The following is a 24,517-nucleotide window of genomic DNA, read 5'->3' as shown; positions in this document are numbered from 1 at the left end:
GCCGAGAGCTGCAGCGAGGTGTAGACCACATACAGCACGAGCCCGAGCAGGGCGACGGCCGGGACCAGGGAAAGCTTGGCGGTCAGCGAGAGGTTCTTCAGCATGCAGCGAACTCCAGTGCAGGGGCTACGGGTACCAGGAAGAGCACGTTGATGGCCAAATGCTACTTTGGCGGTGCAAGTGTGACCGAAAACGATATTCGGGTCACGTTATCGGTTGTAACAGGCCTAACTTGAGGACCGTCGGACGGATTACGGGCAAAAAAAAACCGCCCCGAAGGGCGGTTCTTTCTGCAACGGCTTCGCGGATTACAGACCGTTCTTGGCCTTGAACTCGCGGCGGCGGCGGTGCAGCACCGGCTCGGTGTAGCCGTTGGGCTGCTTGGTGCCTTCGAGGACCAGCTCCAGTGCGGCCTGGAAGGCCACGCTGTTGTCGAAGTCCGGCGCCATCGGGCGGTACAGCGGGTCGCCCTGGTTCTGGCGGTCGACCACCGGGGCCATGCGCTTGAGGCTCTCGATCACCTGATCCTTGGTCACCACGCCATGGCGCATCCAGTTGGCCACGTGCTGGCTGGAGATACGCAGGGTGGCGCGGTCTTCCATCAGCGCGATGTCGTTGATGTCCGGAACCTTGGAGCAGCCGACGCCCTGTTCGACCCAGCGAACCATGTAGCCGAGGATGCCCTGCGAGTTGTTGTCCAGCTCGTTGCGCTTTTCTTCCTCGCTCCAGTTGGTGTCTTTTGCCAGCGGGATGGTGAGGATGTCGTCGATGGACGCCTTCTCGCGCTTGGCCAGTTCGACCTGACGCGCCTGCACGTCGATCTTGTGGTAGTGCATGGCGTGCAGGGTGGCAGCGGTCGGCGACGGTACCCAGGCGGTGTTGGCGCCGGCCATGGGGTGGCCGACCTTCTGCTCGAGCATCGCGGCCATCAGGTCAGGCATGGCCCACATGCCCTTGCCGATCTGCGCGCGGCCCTTGAGGCCGCAGGCCAGACCGACGTCAACGTTGTTGTTCTCGTAGGCGCTGATCCACTTCTCGGCTTTCATGGCCGCCTTGCGCACCATCGGGCCGGCTTCCATGGAGGTGTGGATCTCGTCACCGGTGCGGTCGAGGAAGCCGGTGTTGATGAACACCACGCGCTCGCGCGCTTCCTTGATGCAGGCCTTGAGGTTGATCGTGGTACGACGCTCCTCGTCCATGATGCCGACCTTGAGGGTGTTGCGCGGCAGGCCGAGAACGTCCTCGACGCGGCCGAATAGTTCGGTGGCGAAGGCCACTTCTTCCGGGCCGTGCATCTTCGGCTTGACGATGTACATCGAGCCGGTGCGGGTGTTCTTGCGGCTGGTGTTGCCTTTGAGGTTGTGCACCGCGATCAGGCTGGTGAACAGGCCGTCCATGATGCCTTCCGGCACTTCGTTGCCTTCCTTGTCGAGGATGGCGTCGTTGGTCATCAGGTGACCGACGTTACGGATGAACAGCAGCGAGCGGCCATGCAGGGTCAGCTCGCCGTTGCCGTCGGCCTTGGTGTAGACGCGGTCCGGGTTCATCGCGCGGGTGATGCGCTTGCCGCCCTTTTCCAGCTCCTCGACCAGGTCGCCCTTCATCAGGCCGAGCCAGTTGCGGTAGACGATGGTCTTGTCGTCGGCGTCGACAGCGGCGATGGAGTCTTCGCAGTCCATGATGGTGGTCAGCGCCGCTTCCATCAGGATGTCCTTCACGCCGGCGGCATCGGTCTGGCCGATCGGGCTGGCCGGGTCGATCTGGATCTCGAAGTGGATGCCGTTGTTCTTCAGCAGCACGGCGATCGGTGCGCTGGCTTCGCCCTGGAAGCCCTGCAGCTGAGCCGGGTTCTTCAGGCCGGTGGTGCTGCCGTCCTTCAGCGAGACGACCAGCTTGCCGCCTTCGATGCGGTAGCCGGTGGAGTCGACGTGCGAGCCGGTTTCCAGCGGAGCGGCTTCATTGAGGAAGTTGCGCGCGTAGGCGATGACCTTGTTGCCGCGGATCTCGTTGTAGCCCGGGCCCTTGGTAGCGCCGTCTTCTTCGGAGATGGCGTCGGTGCCATACAGCGCGTCGTACAGCGAGCCCCAGCGAGCGTTGGCCGCGTTCAGGGCGAAGCGCGCATTCATGATCGGCACCACCAGCTGCGGGCCGGCCATGCGGGCGATTTCTTCGTCGACGTTCTCGGTAGTGGCCTGGAAGTCTTCGGCTTCCGGCAACAGGTAGCCGATTTCCTGCAGGAAGGCCTTGTACGCCACGGCGTCGTGGGCCTGACCGGCGCGAGCCTGGTGCCAGGCGTCGATCTTGGCCTGCAACTCGTCGCGCTTGGCCAACAGGGCGCGGTTCTTCGGCGCCAGGTCGTGGATGACGCTGTCGGCGCCAGCCCAGAAGGCGGCGGCATCGACGCCGGTACCGGGAATCGCCTCGTTGTTCACGAAGTCATACAGGACTTTGGCGACCTGCAGGCCACCGACTTGAACGCGCTCAGTCATTACTCGCCTCACTTGGTTCTTCTAATTTCGCCGGACGGTTTCGCTTTTGTAGTCCGAGGTCGCCGGATACTACATGAAGCGTCGGGGAAAATCAGTCCGCTGAAAGCGCAGGTTGCGTCGGCCTTGCGAGCATGTCGGTACAGGCGGTGCTGTCATCGCGAGTGGGGCCTGCTATACCTATTGGGCCGTCGCCATCGGGCGCGCGAATCCCGCCACAGGAGCAGTCCATGGATCACCTCGTTCTCACCGTCATCGCCGACGATCAGCCCGGTCTGGTCGAACGACTGGCCAAGTGCATTGCCGATCATGGCGGCAACTGGCTGGAGAGCCGCATGTCGCGCATGGCTGGGCAGTTCGCCGGTATCCTGCGGGTGGCGGTGCCAGCGGACGCCCATGCCGAGCTGACCGCCGCGCTGGAAGGCCTGCAGGCGCAGGGCATACGCGTGCTGCTGGCCCACAGCGGAGCGGAGCCGACAACAAGCTGGCAGGAAATTCAGCTGGAGCTGGTCGGCAACGATCGCCCGGGCATCGTCCGCGACATCACCCACCTGCTCGCCGAGCACGGCGTCAATCTGGAAAGCCTGGATACCGAGGTGCTGCCGGCGCCGATGAGCAGCGAACTGCTTTTCCGCGCCGAGGTGCGTCTGGCAGTGCCCAGCGAGCTGTCGCTGGAGCTGCTGCAGCAGCGCCTGGAAACCCTTGCCGACGACCTGATGGTCGAGCTCAAGCTGCAGCCGGCCGAGCAGGTGTAGTGCTCAGCCGGCGCTTTTGCGCATGATGCGCCAGGTGTCCAGGCTGTACACCGCAAGTCCGGCCCAGATGCAGAAGAAGGCCAGTTGTCGGTCGACTGGGAACGGCTCGCCGAACAGCTGCACGGCGAGGATCAGCAGCAGCGTCGGCGTCAGGTACTGCAGGAAGCCCAGGGTCGAATACGGCAGGTGGCGCGCGGCGGCGTTGAAGCCGAGCAGCGGGATCAGCGTCACCGGGCCGGCCGCCATCAGCCAGAGCGCGTCGGTGCTGGTCCAGAATGCGGGTTCCGTGCTCGTGCCGCTGCTGAACCAGAACAGCCAGACCAGCGCGACCGGCAGCAACATCCAGGTTTCCACCACCAGTCCGGGCAGTGCGGCCACCGGTGCCAGCTTGCGAAGCAGGCCGTAGCTGCCGAAGCTCAGCGCCAGCACCATGGAAATCCATGGGAATTCGCCGAGCATCAGCAACTGCAGGCTGACGCCGACGGTGGCCATCGCCACCGCCAGCCACTGCAGCGGGCGCAGCCGCTCACGCAGCACGATCATGCCGAGCAGCACATTGACCAGCGGATTGATGTAGTAGCCCAGGCTCGCCTCGACCATGCGGTCGTGGTTCACCGCCCAGACGTAGATCAGCCAGTTGGCCGCGATCAGCACGCTGGAGATGCCGAGCACGCCGAGGCGACGTGGATGCGCCAGCAACTCGCGCCACCAGCCCGGATGACGCCAGACCAGCAGTACCAGCGAGCCGAACACGGCCGACCAGATCACCCGCTGGGTGACGATCTCCAGCGCGCCGTACTGCTCGAGCGCCTTGAAGTAGAGCGGAAACATGCCCCAGATGCTGAAGGTGGCCAGCCCCAGCAGATAACCCTTGCGCAAATCGGCGGTTTGCATGAATTCCTTCTACGGGCAGCGGAGAGCCGGCCATTCTGCGCCTTTGCCGGCGGGAGAGAAAGATTAGTCAGCTAACAGAGCGATCCCGCGCGACGGACTGTCCGATCGATCAACAAAGGGGAACACTCGGGCGCTTGCCCTCGTCTCATCTGCATCGCTAATCGAGACGGCAGCGCGCGGGTCAGCGCGAGCGGAGGACGGCAATGCGCTTGCACAATCAGGTTGCCCTGGTCACCGGCAGCACTCAGGGCATCGGCCGCGGCATTGCCGTGCGCCTGGCTGAAGAGGGCGCCGACATTGTCATCAACGGCCGCGAGAACGACGAACAGGCCCGCGAGAGCCTCGAGCAGGTCCGCGCCCTGGGCCGGAGGGTGTGCTTCATCGCCGCCGATGTCGGTGACGTCGAGCAGTGCCATCGGCTGGTGCGCGAGAGCATCGCGCAGATGGGCAGGCTGGACATCCTGGTCAACAATGCCGGCGTGCAGCGGCACGCGGCGTTCCTCGACGCGCAGGCGGACGATTATGATCAGGTGCTGAACGTCAACCTGCGTGGGCCGTTCTTCCTCGCCCAGGCGTTTGCCCGCCATTTGCGCGAGCAGGGCCGCGGCGGACGCATCATCAACAACAGCTCGGTGCACGAAGAGCTGCCGTATCCCAACTTCACCGCCTACTGCGCGAGCAAGGGTGGGCTGAAGATGCTGATGCGCAACATCGCCATCGAGCTGGCGCCGCTGGGCATCACGGTGAACAACGTTGCGCCCGGCGCGGTGGAGACGCCGATCAACCGCGAGTTGATGAACCAGCCGGACAAGCTCGCCAACCTGCTGCAGAACATCCCGGCCGGCCGTCTTGGCCGCCCGCACGACGTCGCTGGCGTCGTCGCCTTTCTCGCCTCACCGGATGCCGAATACATCACCGGGACTACACTGGTGGTCGATGGCGGCCTGCTATGGAACTACAGCGAGCAATGACCGAGATCCCCCCGAACCAGCCGTTCAGTCATGACACCAGCGCCATCTCGCGGGCCGACACGCTCAGCCCCGCCGATCGCTATCAGGAGCTTTTCGTCGCCGTGCAGATGCAGCGGGTGTTTGCTGACAGCAAGACCTTCGTCGACTGCTCGCCGCGGCGCCATCCCGAAGCCATCCTCGAGGCCTACCGCGCCTGCTGCAACGAGCCCGGCTTCGATCTGTCCGCCTTTGTTCACGAGCATTTCAGCCTCTACGAGATGCCCGCCAGAGACTTCGTCGCCAACCCTGACGACAACCTGGCCGAGCACATCGACCGGCTCTGGCCGGTGCTGACCCGCCATCCTCGTGAACATCCGGCGCATTCCTCGCTGCTGCCGCTGCCGTACGACTACGTGGTACCAGGCGGGCGCTTTACCGAGATGTACTACTGGGACTCCTACTTCACCATGCTCGGCCTGGACGAAAGCGGACACTGCGACCTGCTGCGCTCGATGGCAGACAACTTCGCCTACCTGATCGACACCTACGGCCACGTACCCAACGGCAACCGCACCTATTATCTGGGGCGCTCGCAGCCGCCGGTCTTCGCCCTGATGACCGAGCTGTTCGAGGAAACCGGCGTCCACCGCGCCAGCGACTACCTGCCGCAACTGCGCAAGGAATACGCCTTCTGGATGGAGGGTGCCGACTCGCTGCGCCCGGGCGAGACGCATCGGCGCTGCGTCTGTCTGGCGGACGGGGTGGTGCTCAACCGCTACTGGGACGAGCGCGACACACCACGCGAGGAGTCCTATCGCGAGGATGTCGAGACTGCGCGGGCCAGCTGCCGGCCGCGGCACGAGGTCTACCGCGATCTGCGCGCTGGCGCCGAGTCGGGCTGGGACTTCAGCTCGCGTTGGCTCGACGACGCCCACCGGCTGGCGACCATCCGTACCACCGGCATCCTGCCGATCGACCTCAACGCGCTGCTCTACAAGCTGGAGCGGCAGATCGCCGAGCTGTCGGCGGTGAAGGGCCAGCACAGCTGTGCCGAGACCTTTGCCCAGCGTGCCGAATCGCGCCGGGCGGCCATCGATCGATACCTGTGGAACCCGCGTTGCGGTGCCTATTTCGATTACGACTGGCAGCGTGGCCGGCCGCGCGACAACCTCACCGCCGCGACCCTCGCGCCATTGTTCGTGCGCATGGCCGGCGTCGAGCAGGCCGCGGCGGTGGCGGCGACGGTACGTGAGCGCCTGCTGGCGCCGGGCGGCCTGGCCACTACCGAGATCAGCGGCAGCGGCGAGCAGTGGGACCGCCCCAATGGCTGGGCACCGCTGCAGTGGATGGCCATTCGTGGCCTGCAGCACTATGGCCATAACGCCCTGGCGCTCGAAATCGAGGAGCGCTGGCTGACCATCGTCAGTCACCTGTTCGAGCGCGAGAACAAGCTGGTGGAAAAATACGTGCTGCGGCCCTGTACCGAGCACGCCGGCGGCGGCGAATACCCGTTGCAGGACGGCTTCGGCTGGACCAACGGCGTCACCCGCAAACTGATGCAGGAAGATCCCAATCACGAGGCCAACCGCTGTCGTGCCGGGCAATGCTCGCAGACTGACCGCAGCGGACGCGAACGGCTGGGTTCCGGCAACGGCGGGCGCCGGCCCTAGCGGCGGTACGCCAGCAGAACGATACCCCCTACGACGATCAGGCTACCGAGCACTTGCAAGGGTCCGAGCAGCTGGCCAAGCACCAGCCAGCCCAGCAGCATGCCGGCGACCGGTTCCATGTTCATCACTGGAGCGTTGCGTGCAATGTTCAGTCGCGGCATGCAGATGAACAGCGTCGAGAAGGCGGCGCCATAGAGCAGCACCAGGCATGCGAGGGCGATCCAGCCGGCGCTGGCGCTGGGTAGGCCGAGCCCGCCGGGAATCAGGCTGCTGCTGCCGAGCGCGGCGGAGGCGAGGAACACCACGATCAGGGTCAGCATGCTGCGTACCGAGCCGGCCATCTGCGAGAGCTTGTGCTCGGTGACCCACAGCGCCACCGCGAACACCGCGGCAGCCGTCAGGCTGAACAGGATGCCGGCGACCCACTGGCCGTCCGGCGCCTCGCTGCTGACCAGACGTGCAGGCACGTCGAGCACCAGCACGAGGCCGAACAGGATCAGGCCCATGACCGCCAGTGTCTGGCGGGTCGGTCGGGGGCCGCCGAGCAGCCAGGTCAGCAGTGCCAGCAGGATCGGCGAGAGGTTGACCACCAGCAGTGCAAGCCCCACCGGAATGCGTGCTACAGCCGAATAGATACAGATGCTCTGCACTGCGATCAGCAGGCCTAGTAGGACTTGCCAGCGCCAGGTGGCGGGGCTCAGCTGCAACGACTCGCGGCGCCAGAACACCAGTGTGGCCAGCGCCAGCATCGTCACCCCGGCGCGGCAGAGCACGGCCAGTAGCAGTCCAGTGTCATGGTCGAAGGCGATGCGTGCGGCAATATGATTGGCGGCAAAGGCGCTGGCCAGTGCGGCGAGGATCAGCACGGCGGTATGGCGCGGGAATGGCGTGGCGGTCGTCTGCATGGAAGTTGTGATCCACCTGCTGCGGTGCTCGATTATGCCGGTAAGGTGGCTTCACGGCCCCCTTACGTGCATTTGCAAGCGCAGCCATGCGTGTGGAGCAGCTGCTCAGGGGCGTCGATAGGGCGAGTCGTTCACGGGTGACAGGTCGAATGTGCCCTTCTCAACGAAGCGCTGGGTACCGAACAGGCCGCCGGCGAGTTTGCCGCGCAAGACATAGGGCACTTCGTCGAGGCCGATGTGCTCGGCCAGCCCCAGCGCCTGGCGCGCGGCGGAGAAGGCGGAGATCGTCACCGGCACTTCGAGCACGCTCTCGCCGAAGCGCGGCACCGTGCCGCGCTGGTCGCTGACACCACTGGCCAGCCGCCGGCCGTTGATCTCCAGGTCCAGGGCGACGCCGTTGTAGTCGATGGCGCCCTCGTTGGGGTTCTGCAGGCGCAGCTTGACCAGGAAGCGCACCTCCAGCCCCTCGCCCTGCAGCGGTTGAATACCGGCGACCTGAACATTGAGCGGGTCGCGCGGTGAAAAAGCCGCGCAGGCGCCCAGCGCCGAGGCAAGCAGGGCAATCAGCAGCAGGCGCAGCGGTCGATGAAGCGTGAGGAATATGTGCACTCAGGGTTTCCTGTCGAGGTTCTTGATGCCCTGCAGCAGCTCGATGGGCAGCGGAAAGACGATGGTCGAGCTCTTGTCGCCGGCGATGCTGTTCAGCGTCTGCATGTAGCGCAGCTGCATGGCGCCCGATTGCCGGCCGAGCATCTCGGCGGCCTGCATCAGCTTCTCCGACGCCTGCAGTTCGCCCTCCGCATGAATGACCTTCGCCCGCCGCTCGCGTTCCGCCTCGGCCTGCCGCGCAATGGCACGGATCATCGATTCGTCGAGGTCGACGTGCTTGATCTCGACGTTCGCCACCTTGATCCCCCAGGCGTCGGTCTGCGCATCGAGCACCTGCTGGATGTCGCTGTTGAGCTGTTCGCGTTCGGCCAGCATGTCATCCAGTTCGTGCTTGCCGAGCACTGCACGCAGCGTGGTCTGCGCCAGCTGGCTGGTGGCCGAATGGTAATCCTCGACCTGGATGATCGCCTTCTGCGCGTCCAGCACGCGGTAGTAGACCACCGCATTGACCTTCACCGAGACGTTGTCGCGGGAGATCACGTCCTGGGTCGGTACGTCGAGCACCAGCGTGCGCAGATCGACCCGCACCATCTGCTGGATGCCGGGAATCACCAGGATCAGGCCCGGCCCCTTGACCTTCCAGAAACGTCCGAGCATGAACACCACGCCACGCTCGTATTCGCGCAGGATGCGGAAGGTCGACGCCAGCAGGCCGAACAGCAGCACCAGCAACACCAGAAAACTCATTTCATAGCCCATGGTTCAGCTCCTCTCGATTGCTTGATGGCTGTGCAGCGACTTCCAGCTGCAGTCCGTGCCGCGCGATCACCCGTACCTGCTGGCCGGCCGCCAGCGGCGAGACGCTGTGCACCTGCCAGTTCTCGCCCTGCAGATGCAGCCAGCCGCTGTGGGGGTCCTGCACCGAGACCGAGGTGATCTGCGCGAGGCTGCCGATCAGCTCGCTGTCGCCGCCAACCAGGCGCTGGCGTCGCGCCTTCAGCGCCATGGCGACGATGGCGAACACCAGCAGCGCACTGGTGAGGGCAAGGGTGATGATCAACGCCAGCGGAATGCCGAAACCCGGCACCTCGGTATCGATGAGGATCACCGCGCCAGCGACGAACGCGGCCACGCCGCCAATGCCGAGCACGCCGAAGCTCGGCAGAAACGCTTCGGCGACCATGAAGGCGATGCCGAGCAGGATCAGCGCCACGCCGGCGTAGTTCACCGGCAGCAGCTGCAGCGAATACAGCGCGAGGATCAGACAGATGCCGCCGAGCACGCCGCCGGCGCCGATGCCGGGGTTGGAGAGTTCGAGGATCAGCCCGTAGATGCCGATCATCATCAGGATCAGTGCCACGCTCGGGTTGGTGATCACCGCCAGCAGGCGTACCCGCCAGTCCGGCGCGTGTTCGATCAACTGCGCGTCAGCCGTGTGCAGCGTGACTTCGGTATCCGGGACGGCGAGCGTCTTGCCGTCGAGCTGGCGCAGCAGGTCGGCGACGTCGCGCGCCAGATAGTCGATCACCTTCTGCTCCAGCGCTTCGCTGGCCGACAGGCTGACCGCCTCGCGCACCGCCTGCTCGGCCCACTCGGCATTGCGTCCGCGCAGCTGGGCGAGGCCGCGGATATAGGCCGCCGCGTCGTTGACCTGCTTGCGGCTCATGGCATCGCCGGGTGCCCTGGTTTGCTCGTCCCGCTCGCCTTGCGGCTGCTCGGGCGGCGCGCCGGGCATGCCGCCGATCTGCACCGGCGTCGCCGCGCCGAGGTTGGTGCCCGGCGCCATCGCCGCGACATGGCTGGCGTAGAGCATGTAGGTGCCGGCACTGGCCGCGCGGGCGCCGCTGGGGGTGACGTAGGTGGCGACCGGGATGGGGCTGGCGAGGATCGCCTTGATGATGGCGCGCATCGAGGTGTCCAGTCCGCCGGGAGTGTCCAGTTCCAGCACCACCAGCTGCGCACCCTCGTCGCGGGCGTGTTGCAGGCCACGCAGGATGTAGTCGGCACTCGCCGGACCGATGGCGCCATCGACCCGCAGCAGCGTCACCGGTGCGGCGGCGCTCGCACTCTGGACCGCCAGCAGGAGCAGCATGGCCAGCAGCCAGTGGGCGGAATGGCGAGGCATGACAGGCGTCCTCTTGTGCGAACGGGCACCCGGCGTGCCCCTGTTCAGCGTAGACCACCGGCTGTTACCGGGTTGCGGCGGACAGAGTTCGCATCCCGGCAGGCTGAACTCCGGCGCGCGGCACGGCCTCTGACGACATAGAGCCGGCGATCCTGTCGGCTCGTCGAGCGAGGAGTGCCCATGCGTGTCCATCACCTGAACTGCGGTTGCATGTGCCCGCTCGGCGGCGCCTTGTTCGATGGCTTCAGCAAGGGGCTGACGGCGCAGCTGGTTTGCCATTGCCTGCTGCTCGAGACCGAGCAGCACGGACTGGTGCTGGTGGATACCGGTTTCGGCACCGAAGACGTGCGGCGTCCGGGTGATCGCCTCAGCCGGTTCTTCCGGGTGCTCAACAACATCCAGCTGGAGCCGCGCTACACCGCGCTGGAGCAGCTGCGCCAGCTCGGGTTCGCCGCCGGGGACGTGCGCCATATCGTGCTCACCCATCTGGATTTCGATCACGCCGGCGGCCTGTCGGATTTTCCGCAGGCCCAGGTGCACGTGCTGCAGCGTGAGATGGATGCCGCCCGGGCGACACGCAGCTTTATCGGCCACAACCGCTACCGTCACCGGCAGTGGGACGAGGTGCGCAACTGGCAGTTCTACGAGCCGGGCGGCGAGCTCTGGTTCGGTTTCCAGGCGGTGCGCGAGTTGCGCGGGCTGCCGCCGGAAATCCAGCTGATCCCGCTGACCGGGCATACCCACGGCCACGCCGGGGTCGCCGTGCAGACCGACAGCGGCTGGCTGCTGCATGCCGGCGACGCCTATTTCTATCGTGACGAGGTCGGCCGCAACGAGAGCCATTGCACGCCCGGGCTGCGCTTCTATCAGCGCATGATGGAAGTCGATCGCACGGCGCGCCTGGCCAACCAGCACCGGCTGTGGACGCTGTCGCTGGAGCACCGCGACGAGGTCACGCTGTTCTGCAGCCATGACGCGCAGGAGCTGGCGCGCATGCAGCGCGGTGCGCACTGATGGCGGCGCCACGCAGCCGGGCGGTGGAACGGATGATGGCCGCCGTGCGCTGGATCGGCTTCGGCGCCTGTTCGCTGGCCGCGCTCGGCTATGCGGCGATCGGCAACTACAACATGACCGGCGCCATGCTGGCGCTGGCCGTGCTCTCCTGGATCAACATCCGCCGCAAACGCGAGCCGCGCCGGTAACGACAGCTCAGCGCCGGCGACGGCCAAGCAACAGGCCAACGCCGAGCGCCAACAGCGCACCGGCGCCAACGGCCAGTCCGCTGGCGGTCGCCGCACTGAGCGATACGGCCCGGGGTACGGCCTGCTCGGTGAAACGGCCGTCGGTCCGGTGCAGACCCTCTACCGGCTCGAACAGGTTGTCGGGGCGCTCGGACGGGGCAGGCTCGGCGGTCAGCTGACCATCCCAGGCCCGACGGGCGAGCATTCGATCGAGCAGGCCGGGCATCAGCTGCGTACCCAGGATCGCCTTGAAACTGGCGGCACCCAGCCAGAGTTCCCGTGGCGCGCTCCTGGCCGCACGCAGGATGGCGCGGGCCGCGACGTCCGGCGTGTGGATCGGCGGCACCGGCTGCGCGCGCCGGCTCATTCGGTTGCGCGCCCAGTCGAACTGCGGCGTGTTGTGCGCCGGCAACTGCACCATGGTCAGGCGAATGGCGCTCCTGTCGTGAATCAGCTCGCAGCGCAGTGAATCGATGAAGCCGCGGATGGCGAACTTGGCGCCGCAGTAGGCCGACTGCAGCGGAATCGCACGATAGGCCAGCGCCGAGCCGACCTGGACGATGGTGCCGCGGTTGCGTGGGCGCATGTGGCGCAGGGCGGTCAGGGTGCCGTGCACGCTGCCCAGGTAGGTCACCTCGGTGACGCGGCGGATTTCTTCGGGAGTCAGTGCCGAAAACGGGCCGAACACCGTGGCCATCGCCGCGTTTACCCAGACGTCGATCGGTCCCAGCTCGGCCTCGACGCGCGTGGCGGCCGCTTCCAAAGCCGGGGCATCGGCGACATCGGCGGCGATCGCCAGCACACGGGCTCCCAGCGCTTCGAGCTGCGCCTGGGTGTCGCTCAGGCCCTGCTCGCCGCGCGCGATCAACGCGACGCGGTAGCCGGCTCTGGCGAAGGCCTCGGCGCTGGCGCGGCCGACACCGGCAGTCGCGCCACAGATCACCGCGGTTGGTTCTGGCATGGGAAGTCCTCTGGTCATTGCAATGAACGGGCGCTTTCGGTGGCCCGCAGCCTGCTTAGACGACCCGCCCAGGCCCGGCCGAGTTCGCCGCTTGCCCCAGTGGATCGCTCGGCTATCGACCAATGGCCAATGGCGGCTACTTCTTTGGTCTGAGATGGTTAGCAGGCTAAGCGATAGCTGGCGCCGCCCCTTGGCTCAAAAGGCGAAGCGGCATGACGCAACGATGCCACCGTGGTGGCTGCGTCTTCCCCCTCTGTGCATCCATCAGATGCCCTCGGCGGCTTATCCGGTCGCCTTCGGACTCGTTCCCGCTGCCCTGAGGGCGGCGGGTCTGCCCCGCCGACGAAGGAACCCGTTGGCGTCAATCAGGTCGATTCAGTGAGCCTCGTAATGGCCAATTCCTGACTGACGGAGACCCTGATGGACCTTATCCGCATCATCTTCGCGATTCTGCTGCCACCGCTTGGCGTCTTTCTCCAGGTCGGTTTTGCCGGTGCCTTCTGGCTGAACATCCTGCTCACGCTGCTGGGCTACATTCCGGGCATCATTCACGCCGTCTGGATCATCGCCCGCCGCTGATCGCTCAGAGCCCGGCTCGGCCGGGCCCGCTTTTGAACTCCCTCCGCTGGCCGTGTACAGTCGCGCATCCGCGCTACGGAACCTATTTCGCGCGAAACACTCAAGAAAATTTCGCGCGAAACACTCAAGAAAACGCCGGAAACCGAGCGCCATCGCCCGCAGGTGATGCCCCCGCGCTGCGTCAGACCTGCCCCGGTACACGGAAAGGAAACCAGATGAGCGAGTCCTTCATCGATCAGAACAATTTCAGGCGCATCCTCAATCGCAATGTGGCCGTGCCCCTGGGCTTCGGCTTCCTCAGCGCCTTCTTCTTCAGTGCCATCGTCTATTACCTGCTGAGCGTCAGCCACTGGGTCGATCAGTCGGTCAAGGGGGTGGCCCACGCCCATGAAGCGCTGCGCCTGATCGCCGATCTGGAAACCGGCCTGCGTGGCTACCTGATCGCCGGCGAAAAGCCGTTCCTCGATCCTTACCGCCAGGGCCTGGAGCAAATCGAGCAGGAGCTGGGCGAGCTCAAGGAGTTCGCCGGCGACAACCCGCTGCAGCTGTCGCGCATCCAGAAGGTCGAGGCGGCGCATCATCTCTGGCTCACCTTTGCCGAAGAAGGGATCGCGCGGCGTAGCGCCGGCGAGTCGATCGTCGAGTACGTGCGCACCCGCCGCGGCCTCGACCTGACCAACCAGCGGCGCACGCTGCTCAACGAATTCATCGCCACCGAGCGCCAGCTGCGTGCCGAGCGTACCGACACCTCGGAAATCGTCACCACGGCGCTGATCGGTGGCTTCCTGCTGTTCAGCCTGATCTTCAGCGGCCTGCTGGTCTTTCTCGGTCGCCGTGACCTGACCACGCTGTCGGCGACCTACTCCGAATCGCTGCGCAAGCAGCAGGCGCATGCCGAGGCGCTGGAAAAGCAGGCCTGGTACCGCACCGGCCAGACCCAGCTGAGCGAGTCGATCATCGGCGAACTGGCGCTGCCGGCCCTGGGCCAGGGCGTGCTGAACTTCCTCTCGCGCTACATCGACGCCGCCGTCGGCGCGCTGTACGTGGTGCAGGACGGCAAGCTGCAGCGCGTTGCCGAATATGCCTACGACCCGGAACATCTGCAGAGCGCGCGTAGCCTCGAGGTCGGTACGGGGCTGGTAGGGCAGGCCGCCTTGGAGCGGCGGATGATGGCGCTCGAAGACCTGCCGGCCGATTACCTCAAGGTGACCTCGGCGCTGGGCGGCACCCAGCCGCGTTCGGTGCTCATCGTGCCGGTGGAAGACAGCGGCCTGCTCAATGGCGTGATCGAACTGGGCTTCCTGCGACCGCTGCGCGAGCAGGACAGCGAGCTGCTGCGGCGCATCGTGCCCAGCATCGGCTCGGCGATCGAGGCAGCGCGCTACCGCCAGCGCCTGCAGAAGGTGCTGGCCGAAACCCAGCAGCTCAACGAGGAGCTGCAGGTGCAGCAGGAAGAGCTGCGTGCCGCCAACGAAGAGCTGGAAGAACAGTCGAGCGCCCTGCGCGAGTCGCAATCGCACCTGGAAGAACAGCAGGCCGAGCTGGAGCAGACCAACGAGCAGCTGGCCGAGCAGACCGAAACCCTCGCGCGTCAGCGCGACGAGATGGACGAGAAGAACCAGCGCCTGAACGAGGCCCAGCTGATGCTCGAGCAGCGCGCCGACGAACTGCAGCGCGCCAGCCGCTACAAGTCCGAGTTCCTCGCCAACATGTCCCACGAGTTGCGCACGCCGCTGAACAGCTCGCTGATCCTGGCCAAGCTGCTGGCCGACAACCCCGAGGGCAATCTCAGCGACGATCAGGTGCAGTTCGCGCGCTCCATCTATTCGGCGGGCAACGACCTGCTCACGCTGATCAACGACATTCTCGACATCTCCAAGGTGGAGGCCGGCAAGCTCGAGGTGCACCCCGAGCTGACCGTGCTCGCCCGACTGGTCGATGGGGTGAAGAACCTGTTCCTGCCACAGGCCATGGAGCGATCGCTGCAATTCGAGGTCGAGCTGGCCGATGATCTGCCGGTCAGCCTGTTCAGCGATCGGCAGCGTCTGGAGCAGATTCTCAAGAATCTGCTGGCGAACGCCTTCAAGTTCACCGAGAAGGGCTCGGTGACGCTACGGGTGGAAAAGCGTGGCGAAGACCAGCTGGCATTCGCCGTGCGCGACACTGGCATCGGGATTGCGCCGGAGCAGCAGGCCGCCATCTTCGAAGCGTTCCGTCAGGCCGACGGCACCACCAATCGCCGCTATGGCGGCACCGGCCTGGGGCTGTCGATCTCGCGCGAACTGGCCAATCTGCTCGGTGGCGAGATCGAGGTGCAGAGCAGGCCGGGGGCGGGCAGCACGTTCACCCTGGTGGTGCCGGAACACTACAGTGAGCCGCGCCCCATCACGCCTGCCAGCGTGCCTGCGGCGGCGCCTGTGGTCACGCTCGAGCCTCCGGCGCCTCCAGCCGCCGTCGAGCGAGACCTGCTGCAGCGTGCCGCGGCTCCCCGTCAGTGGCTGCCGGACGACCGTGACGAGCGGCCGTTCGAGGCGCGCTGCGTACTGGTGATCGAGGACGAGCCGCAGTTCGCGCGCATCCTCTACGACCTCGCCCACGAGCTGAACTACAGCTGCCTGCTGGCGCAGAACGCCGACGACGGCTTCGATACCGCCGTGCAGTACAAGCCCGACGCGATCCTGCTCGACATGCGCCTGCCGGATCACTCCGGGCTGACCGTGCTCGAACGCCTCAAGGAAAATCCCGCCACTCGGCATATCCCGGTGCACGTGGTATCGGTAGAGGACCGCAAGGAAGCGGCGCTGCAGATGGGCGCGGTGGGCTACGCAATGAAGCCGACCACCCGTGAGGAGCTCAAGGACGTGTTCAGCCGTCTGGAAGCCAAACTGGCGCAGAAGGTCAAACGCATCCTGCTGGTCGAGGACGACGCACGTCAGCGCGAGAGCGTGTCGCGGCTGATCGAGGACGTCGATATCGAGATCACCGCTGTCGAGTTCGGCGAGCAGGCGCTCGAGCTGCTGCGCAGCACCGTGTTCGACTGCATGATCATCGACCTCAAGCTACCGGACATGGACGGCAGCGAGCTGCTCGAACGCATGGCTCGCGAGGACATCTGCTCCTTCCCGCCGGTGATCGTCTACACCGGGCGCAACCTGACCCGCGACGAGGAAGCGGCGCTGCTCAAGTATTCGCGCTCGATCATCATCAAGGGGGCGCGCTCGCCGGAGCGCCTGCTCGACGAGGTCACCCTGTTCCTGCACAAGGTCGAGTCGGACATGCCGCCCGAGCGGCAGAAGATGCTGAAAAGCGCGCGCAGCCGCGAGAAGGCCTTCGAGGGCCGCACGATCCTGGTGGTGGACGATGATGTGCGCAACGTCTTCGCCCTGACCAGCGCGCTGGAACAGAAGGGCGCGCTGGTGGAAATCGCCCGCAACGGCCTGGAGGCCATCGACAGGCTGCAGCACGACGGCACCATCGATCTGGTGCTGATGGACATCATGATGCCGGAGATGGATGGGTTCACCGCCATGCAGGAAATCCGCAAGGACTCCCGTTTCGCCAAGCTGCCGATCATCGCGGTGACCGCCAAGGCGATGAAGGATGACCAGGATCGCTGCCTGAGCGCTGGCGCCAACGACTACCTGGCCAAGCCCATCGACCTCGATCGGTTGTTCTCGCTGATCCGTGTCTGGCTGCCGAAAGTGGAGCTGCTGTGAAATGCCCGACCGCAATGTCGAGATCGAACTCAAGCTGCTGATCGAGGCCATCTACCTCAAGTACAGCTATGACTTCCGCGACTACTCCGGCGCTTCGCTCAAGCGCCGGGTGTTGCTGGCATTGAAGCAGCTGCAGTGCCAGAGTATCTCCGAACTACAGCGCAAGATTCTCTACGATCCGCAGGCGTTCATGGAGCTGCTGCAGTACCTCACCATTCCGGTCAGCGAGATGTTCCGCGACCCAGGCTACTACCGGTCGCTGCGCGAGCACGTGGTGCCGGTGCTGCGCACCTATCCGTCGTTGAAGATCTGGATCGCGGGCTGCAGCACCGGCGAGGAAGTCTATTCGATGGCCATCCTGCTCAAGGAAGAGGACCTGCTGGAGCGTTCGATCATTTACGCCACCGACATCAACCCGCGGTCGCTGGAACAGGCGCGCCAGGGCATCTTCGCCATCGACCACCTACGTCAGTACACCGCCAATTACCAGCAGGCCGGTGGCACGCAGAGCTTTTCCGACTACTACACCGCCGCCTACGACTCGGCGATCATGGACAAGTCGCTGAAAGAAAAGGTTACCTTTGCCGACCATAGCTTGGCGACCGATAGCGTATTTTCCGAGACACAGCTGATTTCTTGCCGAAATGTGCTGATCTACTTCAATAAGCCGCTGCAGGATCGGGCGTTCGGCCTGTTCCACGAGTCGCTCTGCCACCGGGGTTTCCTTGGCCTTGGCAGCAAGGAGACCGTCGAGTTCTCGGCCTTTGCCGGTCTCTACGAGCCATTCGACAAATCGGAAAGGATCTTCCGCAAGCTATGAGCAGCGAGCAGGCTATATTGCGCAGCAAACGGCAGCCGCCCATCGAGGCCGTGGTGATCGGTGCCTCGGCTGGCGGGCTGGAGGCGCTCGGCATGCTGCTCGACGATCTGCCGGCCAACTTCCGCCTGCCGATTCTGGTGGTGCAGCACGTTCCGGCCAACGGCCCGACCCACCTGGCCGAAATCTTCGGCCGCCGGACCCGGTTGCGGGTGAAGGAGGCCGACGACAAGGACGCGGTAAGTGGCGCCACCCTGTACTTCGCGGCGCCCGGCTATCACCTGCTGGTCGAGCGCGATCGCAGCCTGTCGCTGAGCCAGGACGATGCGGTGCATTTCTCGCGGCCGTCCATCGACGTACTGTTCGAGTCCGCCGCCGATGCATGGGGCGCGCAACTCGCCGGGCTGCTGCTAACCGGTGCCAATGAGGACGGCGCCGCGGGACTCGAGGCGATCCATCGTTGTGGTGGCCTGACCGTTGTCCAGGACCCAGCCGAAGCGGCGGTACCGACCATGCCGCGTGCCGCGCTCCAGCGCTTCGCGCCGGATTTCATCTTGCCTCTGCGCGACATCCACCGATTGTTGCGAGAACTGGAGTGACCATGCCCGACCATACCGACGAGGTGAATCTGCTGATCGTCGATGACCTGCCGGAGAACCTGCTGGCCCTTGATGCACTGCTGCAGGCGCCGGGCGTCAGGGTGTACCAGGCCGAGTCGGCCGAACAGGCGCTCGAACTGCTTCTGCGGCACGAATTCGCCCTGGCCATTCTCGATGTGCAGATGCCGGGCATGGACGGCTTCCAGCTGGCCGAGCTGATGCGCGGCACCGAGCGCACCAAGCAGATTCCCATCGTCTTCGTCAGCGCCGCTGGACGCGAGCTTAACTATGCCTTCAAGGGCTACGAGAGCGGCGCGGTGGATTTCATGCACAAGCCGCTGGACGCCCATGCGGTGCGCAGCAAGGTCAGCGTGTTCGTCGACCTGTACCGCGGGCGCAAGCGCCTGGCGCGGCAGCTGGAGGCGCTGGAGCGCAGTCGCCGCGAGCAGGAAGTGCTGCTCGATGAGCTGCGCAGCACCAAGGCCGAGCTGGAGAATGCGGTGCGCATGCGCGATGACTTCATGTCGATCGTCTCCCACGAGCTGAAGACCCCGCTCAACACCCTGATTCTCGAGGTGCAGCTGCGCAAGCTGCAGCTCGGTCGCAACAATCTCGAGGCCTTCAGCGAAGAGCGCCTGCGCAACATGGTGGACAAGGACGAGCGGCAGATTCAGAGCCTGATCCGGCTGATCGACGACATGCTCGACGTGTCGCGAATCCGTACCGGCAAACTGTCGATCCGCCCGGCGCAGATCGATCTGGCGCAACTGGTGGGCAACGTCGTGGAGAGTTTCGCAGCGCAGATGGAAGCCTGCGGCTGCGAACTGCGGCTGGAGCGAAACGAGCCGATCATCGGCGTCTGGGATGCCTTCCGTATCGAACAGGTGCTGGCCAACCTGCTGACCAATGCGATGCGCTACGGTGCCGGCAAGCCGGTGCATGTCAGTGTTGCGTCCTGTGCGGAGGGTGCGTGCATCGAGGTACGCGACCACGGCATCGGCATCAGCCCGCAGAGTCTGGAGCGCATCTTCTGCCAGTTCGAGCGTGCCGAGGGGAGCGAAAGCAGCGCCGGACTCGGGCTTGGCCTGTTCATCGCCGACCAGATCGTCAGGGCGCACAACGGCCGCATCCAGGTTCACAGCGAGGAAGGTCAGGGCTCGCGGTTCCGCGTGCTGCTGCCATTGGGCAAGTAGCGCAGCGACGGCACTCCAGCGGCGATATGGGCTCGGCCCGTCACGGGGCCGCGCACCTCAGGACGAGCAGCTGATCTCCAGATGCTTGCCCCATTCCGGCGGGCGCTCGGCGTAGCGCTGCATGCCTGGCTGATCATCGAACGGTCGGCTGAGCACCTGGTGCAATTCGCGCACCGGCTCGTAGTCGCCTTTCTCCGCCGCCTCGATGGCCTGCTGCGCCAGGTAGTTGCGCAGGATGTACTTCGGGTTGACCGCCTGCATGCGCGCCTGGCGCTCGGCCGGCGCGCTGCCCTCGCGTGCGGTGCGCGCGCAATAGTCCGCCGCCCAGGCATCGAAGCCCGGCAGATCGACGAAGTCCTCGCGCAGGCGGCGGACCGCCTGTTCGGCAGGGCTCTCGCTGAGTTCGCGGAAGAAGTTCGTGTAGTCCACGGCGCTGGCCTGCATCAGTTGCAGCAGACGGCGCACCAGTGCCTCGTCATCCGCTTCGGCGGCGGCAAAGCCCAGGCGTCGGCGCATCAGGTCGAGCCATTCGGCTTCGTACAGCGGCAGGAACAGCTCCATGGCTTCACGCAGCAGCTTGACCTCGACGAAGGGCGTCAGCGCCTGGGCCAGCGCCGCCAGATTCCAGTGGGCGATGGGCACCTGATTCTCGAAGGAGTAGCGGCCGGTATCGTCGGAGTGGTTGCAGATGAACCGCGCGTCGAAATCGTCGAGGAAGGCATAGGGGCCGAAATCGAAGGTGATGCCCAGGATCGACATGTTGTCGGTGTTCATCACCCCGTGGCAGAAGCCGTAGGCCTGCCAGCGGGCGATCAGCGCCGCGGTGCGTTCGAGCACTTCGCGGAAGAAGGCGTGGAATGGTTCGGGGTGCTCGAGCAGGTCGGGAAAATGGGCCTCGATGACATGCTCGAGCAGCTGCTTCAGCTCGGCATGCTGGCGGGTGTAATAGAAGAATTCGAAATGGCCGAAGCGCACGTGGCTCGGTGCCAGGCGCAGCAGCATGGCGCCACGTTCCGGTCGTTCGCGGTAGACCGTGGTGTCTGAGCCGGTCACGCACAGCGCGCGGGAGCTTGGGATGCCCAGCGCGTGCAGATGCTCGCTGGCGAGGAACTCGCGGATCGACGAGCGCAGCACCGCGCGGCCATCGCCCATGCGCGAGTAGGGCGTCTTGCCGGCACCCTTGAGGTGCAGGTCCCAGTGCTCGCCCGCTTCGTTGACCACCTCGCCGAGCAGCAGGCCGCGGCCGTCGCCGAGCTGCGGGTTGTAGCTGCCGAACTGATGACCGGAATAGACCATCGCCCGCGGCTCGGCGGTGGACCAGATCTTGTGTCCGGAGAACAGCTCGGCGAACAGAGGCTGCTCGGCTTCGGTCGGGTCCAGGTCGAGCAGGGCCATGGCCGCCGCGCTGACGACTACCAGGCGCGGTGCCTCGAGTGGTTGCGGCGGCACCTCGGTGGAGAACGTATCGCCAAGACGGGCGAAGCGGTTGTCGAAGGTCAGTTGGGTCAGGGTCTTCAAGATCCCTCCGGCGCGGCATGCAGGCAAGAATAGCCCGGCAATTGCCGGGCGTGTTCAGGTGGTTGGAGGCTGCGATCCGACTGGGCGTTCCTCAGCCGCGATCGTCGATCTCCGATTTGTCGCCATCCTCTAACGGCTTGGGGGTAGCGCTGAGCTGCAGCTGCTGGCCATTGCGGTTCTTCAGATGTACATCCAGCTGGCGGAAGGCGACGACGATGCCAACTTCACGGAACTCCCGGTCCAGGCGCCTGTTGATCTCGTCGATCACGGGGTTGCGGTCACCCAGATCACGGACGTGCAGGCGCAACTCGTGTTCCAGTCGACTCTCGCCAAAGTTGAGGAAGAACACCTGCGGCTCGGGTTCCTTCAGCACGCGCGGGTTCTCCCGGGCGGCCTTGAACAGCATTTCGCGGACGGCTTCAAGATCAGAGCCGAATTCGACCCCGATGCGTATCGTGACGCGCGTGACGGTATCGCTCAGCGACCAGTTCACCAACTGATCGGTCACGAATGTCTTGTTCGGGACAATGATTTCCTTGTTGTCGAAATCAGTGATCGTCGTGGCCCGGATTCGAATGCGGCTGACCGTGCCGGACAGATTGCCGATGGTCACGACGTCGCCGATACGCACGGGTTTCTCGAACAGGATGATCAGGCCGGAAACGAAGTTGGCGAAGATTTCCTGCAGACCGAAGCCCAGGCCCACCGAGAGCGCCGCGACCAGCCACTGCAGCTTGTCCCAGCTGACACCAAGGGTCGACAGGCTCGAGACAATGCCAGTGCCGACCAGTGTGTAGGAAAGCAGCGTGCCAGTGGCATAAGCGCTCCCAGGCGCCAAGCGCAGGCGCGATAGCACCGCAACCTCCAGCAAGCCAGGCAGGTTGCGCGCCAGCACCAGCGTGATGCCGATGATTGCCAGTGCGCCGATCAGGTCGTTCAGGCTTATCGTCGAAGTGGTCAGCGTGTCGCCACTGCCGCTGGAAAATTCGTAGAGCGCGACGTTATCCAGGTATGAGATTACCGAGAAAAGGTCCGACCAGACCCAGTACAGTGCCACCAGCAGTAGCGCGAAAGTGGCGAGCCGGGTCAAGCGCAAGGACTGCTGGTTGACCTGTTCGATATCCAGCCCCGGCTCGTCGACCGTTTCGTCAAGCTCGGTGTTGGCGGATTCTTCGGCCGCCTGGCGCCTGGCAATAGCTCGCTGATAGGCAAGCCGACGGGCGGCGATGGTCAGCGATCGAACCAGCGTAGCCTCGAGCGCGACCCAGATCATCAGCAGGTAGAGCGTGTCGATAAGTCGATCGGTAAGTTTCAGTGCGGTGTAGTAGTAACCCGCTCCGACTGCGACGATCAGTGCCAGGGGAAGCATGGTAAAGGTCATCCCGAGCAACAGGCGGCTCGGTGGGGCGTTTTCATGTGACGGGCCTTTGAGCAGCATGCGCGTCAGCCGCCAGCTCATTAGTGCATAACAGGCAAGAACGACGAGGAGCCCCAGCACGTCGTCCGCCAGGTTGGCCGGTCGTTGCTCGGCAATGCTGACCACCACCACCAGCGCAAGCACGATCAGCCCGAGGCGACGAATCTCGTTGCGCAGGAAGATCACCTGCGGGTGCGACCAACGGAAATGCAGTTCCGCAACCCGCCCAGGGGAGAGCATGCGATAGGCGGTGTAGAACACCAGCCAGCCCTGCGCCATCTGGTAAAACGCGGCGCCGATGCCGAGATTCTGTCCGCGCGCATCGATCTGCAACAGGTAACCGCACAGCGCCAGCAGCAGCGCGCCGGGCAGCGCCAGCAGCAGATTGAGCAGTAGGGCGAGAGGCGTATGCATCTGGCTGTCGTTGCGGAAATGGCCGATGTCTTTGCTCAGTGCGTCCAGCTTGGCGTTGATCGCCGGTCGCCGCCAGAGCAGCGCTGCGATCATCAGGAACAGTGGCAGGAACAGCAGCGGCCGCTCACCCAGCCCGGCGGCCAGGCCCTGTAGCGCCGACGCCCAAGGCAGGGTGCTGATTTGCCGCTCCAGCAGCAGGGGCGCGGTCTTCAACCAGCTGAAATCGAGCGGTTTGTTGCTCGGAATCCAGAACATCTGCTCGTCGAGGGTTTCGCTGAGCGCGCTGGCGGTGTCCTGCAGCTGCTTCTGGTTCAGCTGCAGGGTGATGGATGCGTTGAGCAGGGCATCCAGTTCGCGGTTCAGGCGGTCGAGCAGCTCGCTGCGGGTGGTCGCCAGCTCCAGCAGGGTGCGCCGCAGTTCCGGTGTGACCTCCTCTGCGTTCTGCTGGGCCAACAGCTGCTCGACGTAGGCAGAGGGGTTGCCTGCGGCTTCACGGCGCTGGTTCAGCTCGAACTGATAGAGGCGGATATCGGCGATCTCGTCGGCGAGATTCTTGTCCAGCTGCAGGCTCGGCAGCGCCTGCTTCTGCTGATAGAGAATGCGCGACAGCAGCAGGCTGCCTTCGAGCACGGCGATCTGCTCCTCCAGTGCCTGGTCGGTCTGGTTGAGCGTGTCGAGCTGTTGACGGGTCTGCAGGTTCTGCTGGTTCAGACGGTTGAGGCGTTCGGTGGCGCGCAGCAGGTAATCGGAGAGCTTGAGGTTCTCGGCGCTTTCGGCGGCGAGCAGTTTGTCCGAGCCGGCCTGCTGCACCCGTGCCGAGAACTCCGCCACGGTCTGTTCCGATTCGGCCCGGCGCTTTTCGTTGATCAGGTTCTGCAGCGCCTGGGTTTCTTCCTCCGCACGCCGAATGCGTTCGGCGAGCAGATCACGGCGAGCCTTGCCGAGGTCCTGCAGCAGGCTGTTGCCGGCCAGTTCCTGGCGGCGCAGCTCGATCTGCGCGCCGAGCGCGAGGATTTCGGCATCTAGCAGCGCTCGTCGCTCGTCGCTCAGCGGCTTGCCGGCTTCGCGGCCGCTCTTGAGCAGGTTGTTGATCTCCTGGATGCGTGTCTGTGCCGTACCGATCTGCGCCTGAGCGCGTTCGGGGCGTGTCTGCGCCGAGATGATCATGCTGTTGGCCGAGCTGTATTGCTTCTGCCATTCAGCCAGTTCCTCGACCCGCGCGCTCAGACGCTGCTCCAGCGCCTCGACCGATTGCTTGGCGTGGCGTTCGGCGGGGTCCTGCTCGGGGCTGGCCTTGAGTCTGGCCAGCTCGCGCTGGGCTTCGGCGATCTCCTTCGGCGCCTGCGCCAGTTGCGTCTTCAGCTCGTCGAGGCGGGTCTTGCTGGTTTCGGTCTGCTCGACCATGCGCTGGGTCTGCTCGCCCAGCGATTGCGCGGCGGGCTTCGCTTCGCCTTCGGCGCTGGGGGGCGTTCCAGTGAGGCTGTCCAGCGATTGGGCATGCAAGGGGGCGACGATCAGGCAGAGCGTCGAGAGCAACAGCGTGCGCAGAAGTGACATGAGGGCAGTGACGTAGCGGATGACCGGGAAGAGCGGAAGTCTACGGACTGTGCCGGCCCAGCGCGAGTACCCGGCAACCGAGCGGCGGATGAGCGGCCGCGCCAGCCGGCG

Annotated in this window: 19 protein-coding genes; 10 read left to right on the top strand and 9 right to left on the bottom strand. The window is 65.2% G+C overall.

All coding sequences use genetic code 11. The features are described from left to right. Positions 1-308 precede the first annotated feature (308 nt). Positions 309-2,489: a malate synthase G gene (locus HZR81_RS02055; protein ID WP_500127195.1), complete on the bottom strand. Its 2,181-nt coding sequence runs from the start codon at positions 2,487-2,489 to the stop codon at positions 309-311. A gap of 227 nt (positions 2,490-2,716) precedes the next feature. Here HZR81_RS02055 and HZR81_RS02050 point away from each other — a divergent pair, with 227 nt between their 5' ends. After that, entirely contained in the window at positions 2,717-3,241 is a 525-nt protein-coding gene (locus tag HZR81_RS02050) for a glycine cleavage system transcriptional repressor (RefSeq protein ID WP_500127194.1), read from the top strand. A 3-nt stretch (positions 3,242-3,244) separates the two neighbouring features. On the opposite strand, the gene rarD is transcribed toward HZR81_RS02050, so the two are convergent. After that, a complete protein-coding gene (rarD, locus tag HZR81_RS02045; RefSeq protein WP_063540751.1) occupies positions 3,245-4,135 on the bottom strand; it encodes an EamA family transporter RarD in 891 nt (296 codons plus the stop codon). Positions 4,136-4,338: 203 nt separating this feature from the next. Between rarD and HZR81_RS02040 the strand changes: the two genes are divergently transcribed. Together HZR81_RS02040 and treF are read left to right on the top strand one after the other, a co-directional pair. Then, positions 4,339-5,106 carry an SDR family oxidoreductase gene (locus HZR81_RS02040; protein ID WP_500127193.1) on the top strand — a complete coding sequence of 256 codons (768 nt, stop codon included), beginning with the start codon at positions 4,339-4,341 and terminating at the stop codon, positions 5,104-5,106. Further along, a complete protein-coding gene (gene treF / locus HZR81_RS02035) occupies positions 5,103-6,755 on the top strand; it encodes an alpha,alpha-trehalase TreF (RefSeq protein ID WP_500127192.1) in 1,653 nt (550 codons plus the stop codon). The genes HZR81_RS02040 and treF overlap by 4 nt, the downstream gene beginning before the upstream one ends. Here treF and HZR81_RS02030 read toward each other — a convergent pair. The 4 genes from HZR81_RS02030 to HZR81_RS02015 all read right to left on the bottom strand — a co-directional run bounded on the left by HZR81_RS02030 (position 6,752) and on the right by HZR81_RS02015 (position 10,394). After that, positions 6,752-7,660 (bottom strand): EamA family transporter, encoded by a 909-nt coding sequence (locus HZR81_RS02030; RefSeq protein WP_500127191.1) that lies wholly within the window; start codon positions 7,658-7,660, stop codon positions 6,752-6,754. The genes treF and HZR81_RS02030 overlap by 4 nt on opposite strands. Before the next feature lie 105 nt (positions 7,661-7,765). Then, the gene (locus HZR81_RS02025) at positions 7,766-8,269 is read right to left on the bottom strand and encodes an LEA/WHy family protein (protein WP_500127190.1); all 504 of its coding nucleotides are present in this window, start codon (positions 8,267-8,269) and stop codon (positions 7,766-7,768) included. Continuing rightward, positions 8,270-9,028: a slipin family protein gene (locus HZR81_RS02020; RefSeq protein ID WP_161612563.1), complete on the bottom strand. Its 759-nt coding sequence runs from the start codon at positions 9,026-9,028 to the stop codon at positions 8,270-8,272. Beyond that, positions 9,018-10,394, bottom strand: coding sequence for an NfeD family protein (locus HZR81_RS02015; protein WP_500127189.1), 1,377 nt, complete (start codon positions 10,392-10,394; stop codon positions 9,018-9,020). The genes HZR81_RS02020 and HZR81_RS02015 overlap by 11 nt, the downstream gene beginning before the upstream one ends. A 180-nt stretch (positions 10,395-10,574) precedes the next feature. Between HZR81_RS02015 and HZR81_RS02010 the strand changes: the two genes are divergently transcribed. After that, positions 10,575-11,408 carry an MBL fold metallo-hydrolase gene (locus HZR81_RS02010; RefSeq protein WP_500127188.1) on the top strand — a complete coding sequence of 278 codons (834 nt, stop codon included), beginning with the start codon at positions 10,575-10,577 and terminating at the stop codon, positions 11,406-11,408. Further along, complete coding sequence (locus HZR81_RS02005; protein WP_500127187.1) at positions 11,408-11,596, top strand: hypothetical protein; 189 nt, start codon at positions 11,408-11,410, stop codon at positions 11,594-11,596. The genes HZR81_RS02010 and HZR81_RS02005 overlap by 1 nt, the downstream gene beginning before the upstream one ends. 7 nt (positions 11,597-11,603) lie before the next feature. Here the strand turns inward: HZR81_RS02005 and HZR81_RS02000 are convergent, their stop codons facing one another. Continuing rightward, on the bottom strand, positions 11,604-12,596 hold the full coding sequence (locus HZR81_RS02000; RefSeq protein ID WP_500127186.1) for an SDR family oxidoreductase: 993 nt from the start codon (positions 12,594-12,596) through the stop codon (positions 11,604-11,606). 420 nt (positions 12,597-13,016) lie between these two features. Here HZR81_RS02000 and HZR81_RS01995 point away from each other — a divergent pair, with 420 nt between their 5' ends. From HZR81_RS01995 to HZR81_RS01975, 5 genes are all read left to right on the top strand, one after another. Next, a complete protein-coding gene (locus tag HZR81_RS01995; RefSeq protein ID WP_003286662.1) occupies positions 13,017-13,175 on the top strand; it encodes a YqaE/Pmp3 family membrane protein in 159 nt (52 codons plus the stop codon). Between the two features lie 215 nt (positions 13,176-13,390). Then, positions 13,391-16,891: a response regulator gene (locus tag HZR81_RS01990; RefSeq protein WP_500127185.1), complete on the top strand. Its 3,501-nt coding sequence runs from the start codon at positions 13,391-13,393 to the stop codon at positions 16,889-16,891. A gap of 1 nt (position 16,892) precedes the next feature. Then, positions 16,893-17,711: a CheR family methyltransferase gene (locus HZR81_RS01985; RefSeq protein ID WP_110778911.1), complete on the top strand. Its 819-nt coding sequence runs from the start codon at positions 16,893-16,895 to the stop codon at positions 17,709-17,711. Continuing rightward, positions 17,708-18,307, top strand: coding sequence for a chemotaxis protein CheB (locus tag HZR81_RS01980; RefSeq protein ID WP_063540764.1), 600 nt, complete (start codon positions 17,708-17,710; stop codon positions 18,305-18,307). The genes HZR81_RS01985 and HZR81_RS01980 overlap by 4 nt, the downstream gene beginning before the upstream one ends. A gap of 2 nt (positions 18,308-18,309) precedes the next feature. Then, on the top strand, positions 18,310-19,500 hold the full coding sequence (locus HZR81_RS01975) for a hybrid sensor histidine kinase/response regulator (protein ID WP_200601002.1): 1,191 nt from the start codon (positions 18,310-18,312) through the stop codon (positions 19,498-19,500). A 57-nt stretch (positions 19,501-19,557) separates the two neighbouring features. On the opposite strand, the gene selO is transcribed toward HZR81_RS01975, so the two are convergent. Beyond that, on the bottom strand, positions 19,558-21,018 hold the full coding sequence (selO, locus tag HZR81_RS01970) for a protein adenylyltransferase SelO (protein ID WP_500127184.1): 1,461 nt from the start codon (positions 21,016-21,018) through the stop codon (positions 19,558-19,560). 91 nt (positions 21,019-21,109) lie between these two features. Continuing rightward, positions 21,110-24,406 carry a mechanosensitive channel MscK gene (gene mscK / locus HZR81_RS01965; RefSeq protein ID WP_500127183.1) on the bottom strand — a complete coding sequence of 1,099 codons (3,297 nt, stop codon included), beginning with the start codon at positions 24,404-24,406 and terminating at the stop codon, positions 21,110-21,112. Positions 24,407-24,517 lie beyond the last annotated feature (111 nt).

It is taken from the genome of Pseudomonas sp. LM13, assembly GCF_041381355.1.
In the GTDB taxonomy this organism is placed as follows: domain Bacteria; phylum Pseudomonadota; class Gammaproteobacteria; order Pseudomonadales; family Pseudomonadaceae; genus Stutzerimonas; species Stutzerimonas frequens.
This window is presented reverse-complemented; position numbering and strand designations above follow the sequence as displayed.

What these genes read in the sequence shown, in the direction of transcription:
- HZR81_RS02010 (WP_500127188.1), top strand. Translation starts at nt 10,575, where the DNA reads ATGCGTGTCCATCACCTGAACTGCGGTTGCATGTGCCCGCTCGGCGGC.
- HZR81_RS02020 (WP_161612563.1), bottom strand. Translation starts at nt 9,028, where the DNA reads ATGGGCTATGAAATGAGTTTTCTGGTGTTGCTGGTGCTGCTGTTCGGC.
- HZR81_RS02000 (WP_500127186.1), bottom strand. Translation starts at nt 12,596, where the DNA reads ATGCCAGAACCAACCGCGGTGATCTGTGGCGCGACTGCCGGTGTCGGC.
- HZR81_RS01985 (WP_110778911.1), top strand. Translation starts at nt 16,893, where the DNA reads ATGCCCGACCGCAATGTCGAGATCGAACTCAAGCTGCTGATCGAGGCC.
- HZR81_RS01990 (WP_500127185.1), top strand. Translation starts at nt 13,391, where the DNA reads ATGAGCGAGTCCTTCATCGATCAGAACAATTTCAGGCGCATCCTCAAT.
- HZR81_RS02015 (WP_500127189.1), bottom strand. Translation starts at nt 10,394, where the DNA reads ATGCCTCGCCATTCCGCCCACTGGCTGCTGGCCATGCTGCTCCTGCTG.
- HZR81_RS02040 (WP_500127193.1), top strand. Translation starts at nt 4,339, where the DNA reads ATGCGCTTGCACAATCAGGTTGCCCTGGTCACCGGCAGCACTCAGGGC.
- HZR81_RS02005 (WP_500127187.1), top strand. Translation starts at nt 11,408, where the DNA reads ATGGCGGCGCCACGCAGCCGGGCGGTGGAACGGATGATGGCCGCCGTG.
- HZR81_RS01995 (WP_003286662.1), top strand. Translation starts at nt 13,017, where the DNA reads ATGGACCTTATCCGCATCATCTTCGCGATTCTGCTGCCACCGCTTGGC.
- treF (WP_500127192.1), top strand. Translation starts at nt 5,103, where the DNA reads ATGACCGAGATCCCCCCGAACCAGCCGTTCAGTCATGACACCAGCGCC.
- HZR81_RS02050 (WP_500127194.1), top strand. Translation starts at nt 2,717, where the DNA reads ATGGATCACCTCGTTCTCACCGTCATCGCCGACGATCAGCCCGGTCTG.
- rarD (WP_063540751.1), bottom strand. Translation starts at nt 4,135, where the DNA reads ATGCAAACCGCCGATTTGCGCAAGGGTTATCTGCTGGGGCTGGCCACC.
- HZR81_RS01975 (WP_200601002.1), top strand. Translation starts at nt 18,310, where the DNA reads ATGCCCGACCATACCGACGAGGTGAATCTGCTGATCGTCGATGACCTG.
- mscK (WP_500127183.1), bottom strand. Translation starts at nt 24,406, where the DNA reads ATGTCACTTCTGCGCACGCTGTTGCTCTCGACGCTCTGCCTGATCGTC.
- HZR81_RS02030 (WP_500127191.1), bottom strand. Translation starts at nt 7,660, where the DNA reads ATGCAGACGACCGCCACGCCATTCCCGCGCCATACCGCCGTGCTGATC.
- HZR81_RS01980 (WP_063540764.1), top strand. Translation starts at nt 17,708, where the DNA reads ATGAGCAGCGAGCAGGCTATATTGCGCAGCAAACGGCAGCCGCCCATC.
- HZR81_RS02055 (WP_500127195.1), bottom strand. Translation starts at nt 2,489, where the DNA reads ATGACTGAGCGCGTTCAAGTCGGTGGCCTGCAGGTCGCCAAAGTCCTG.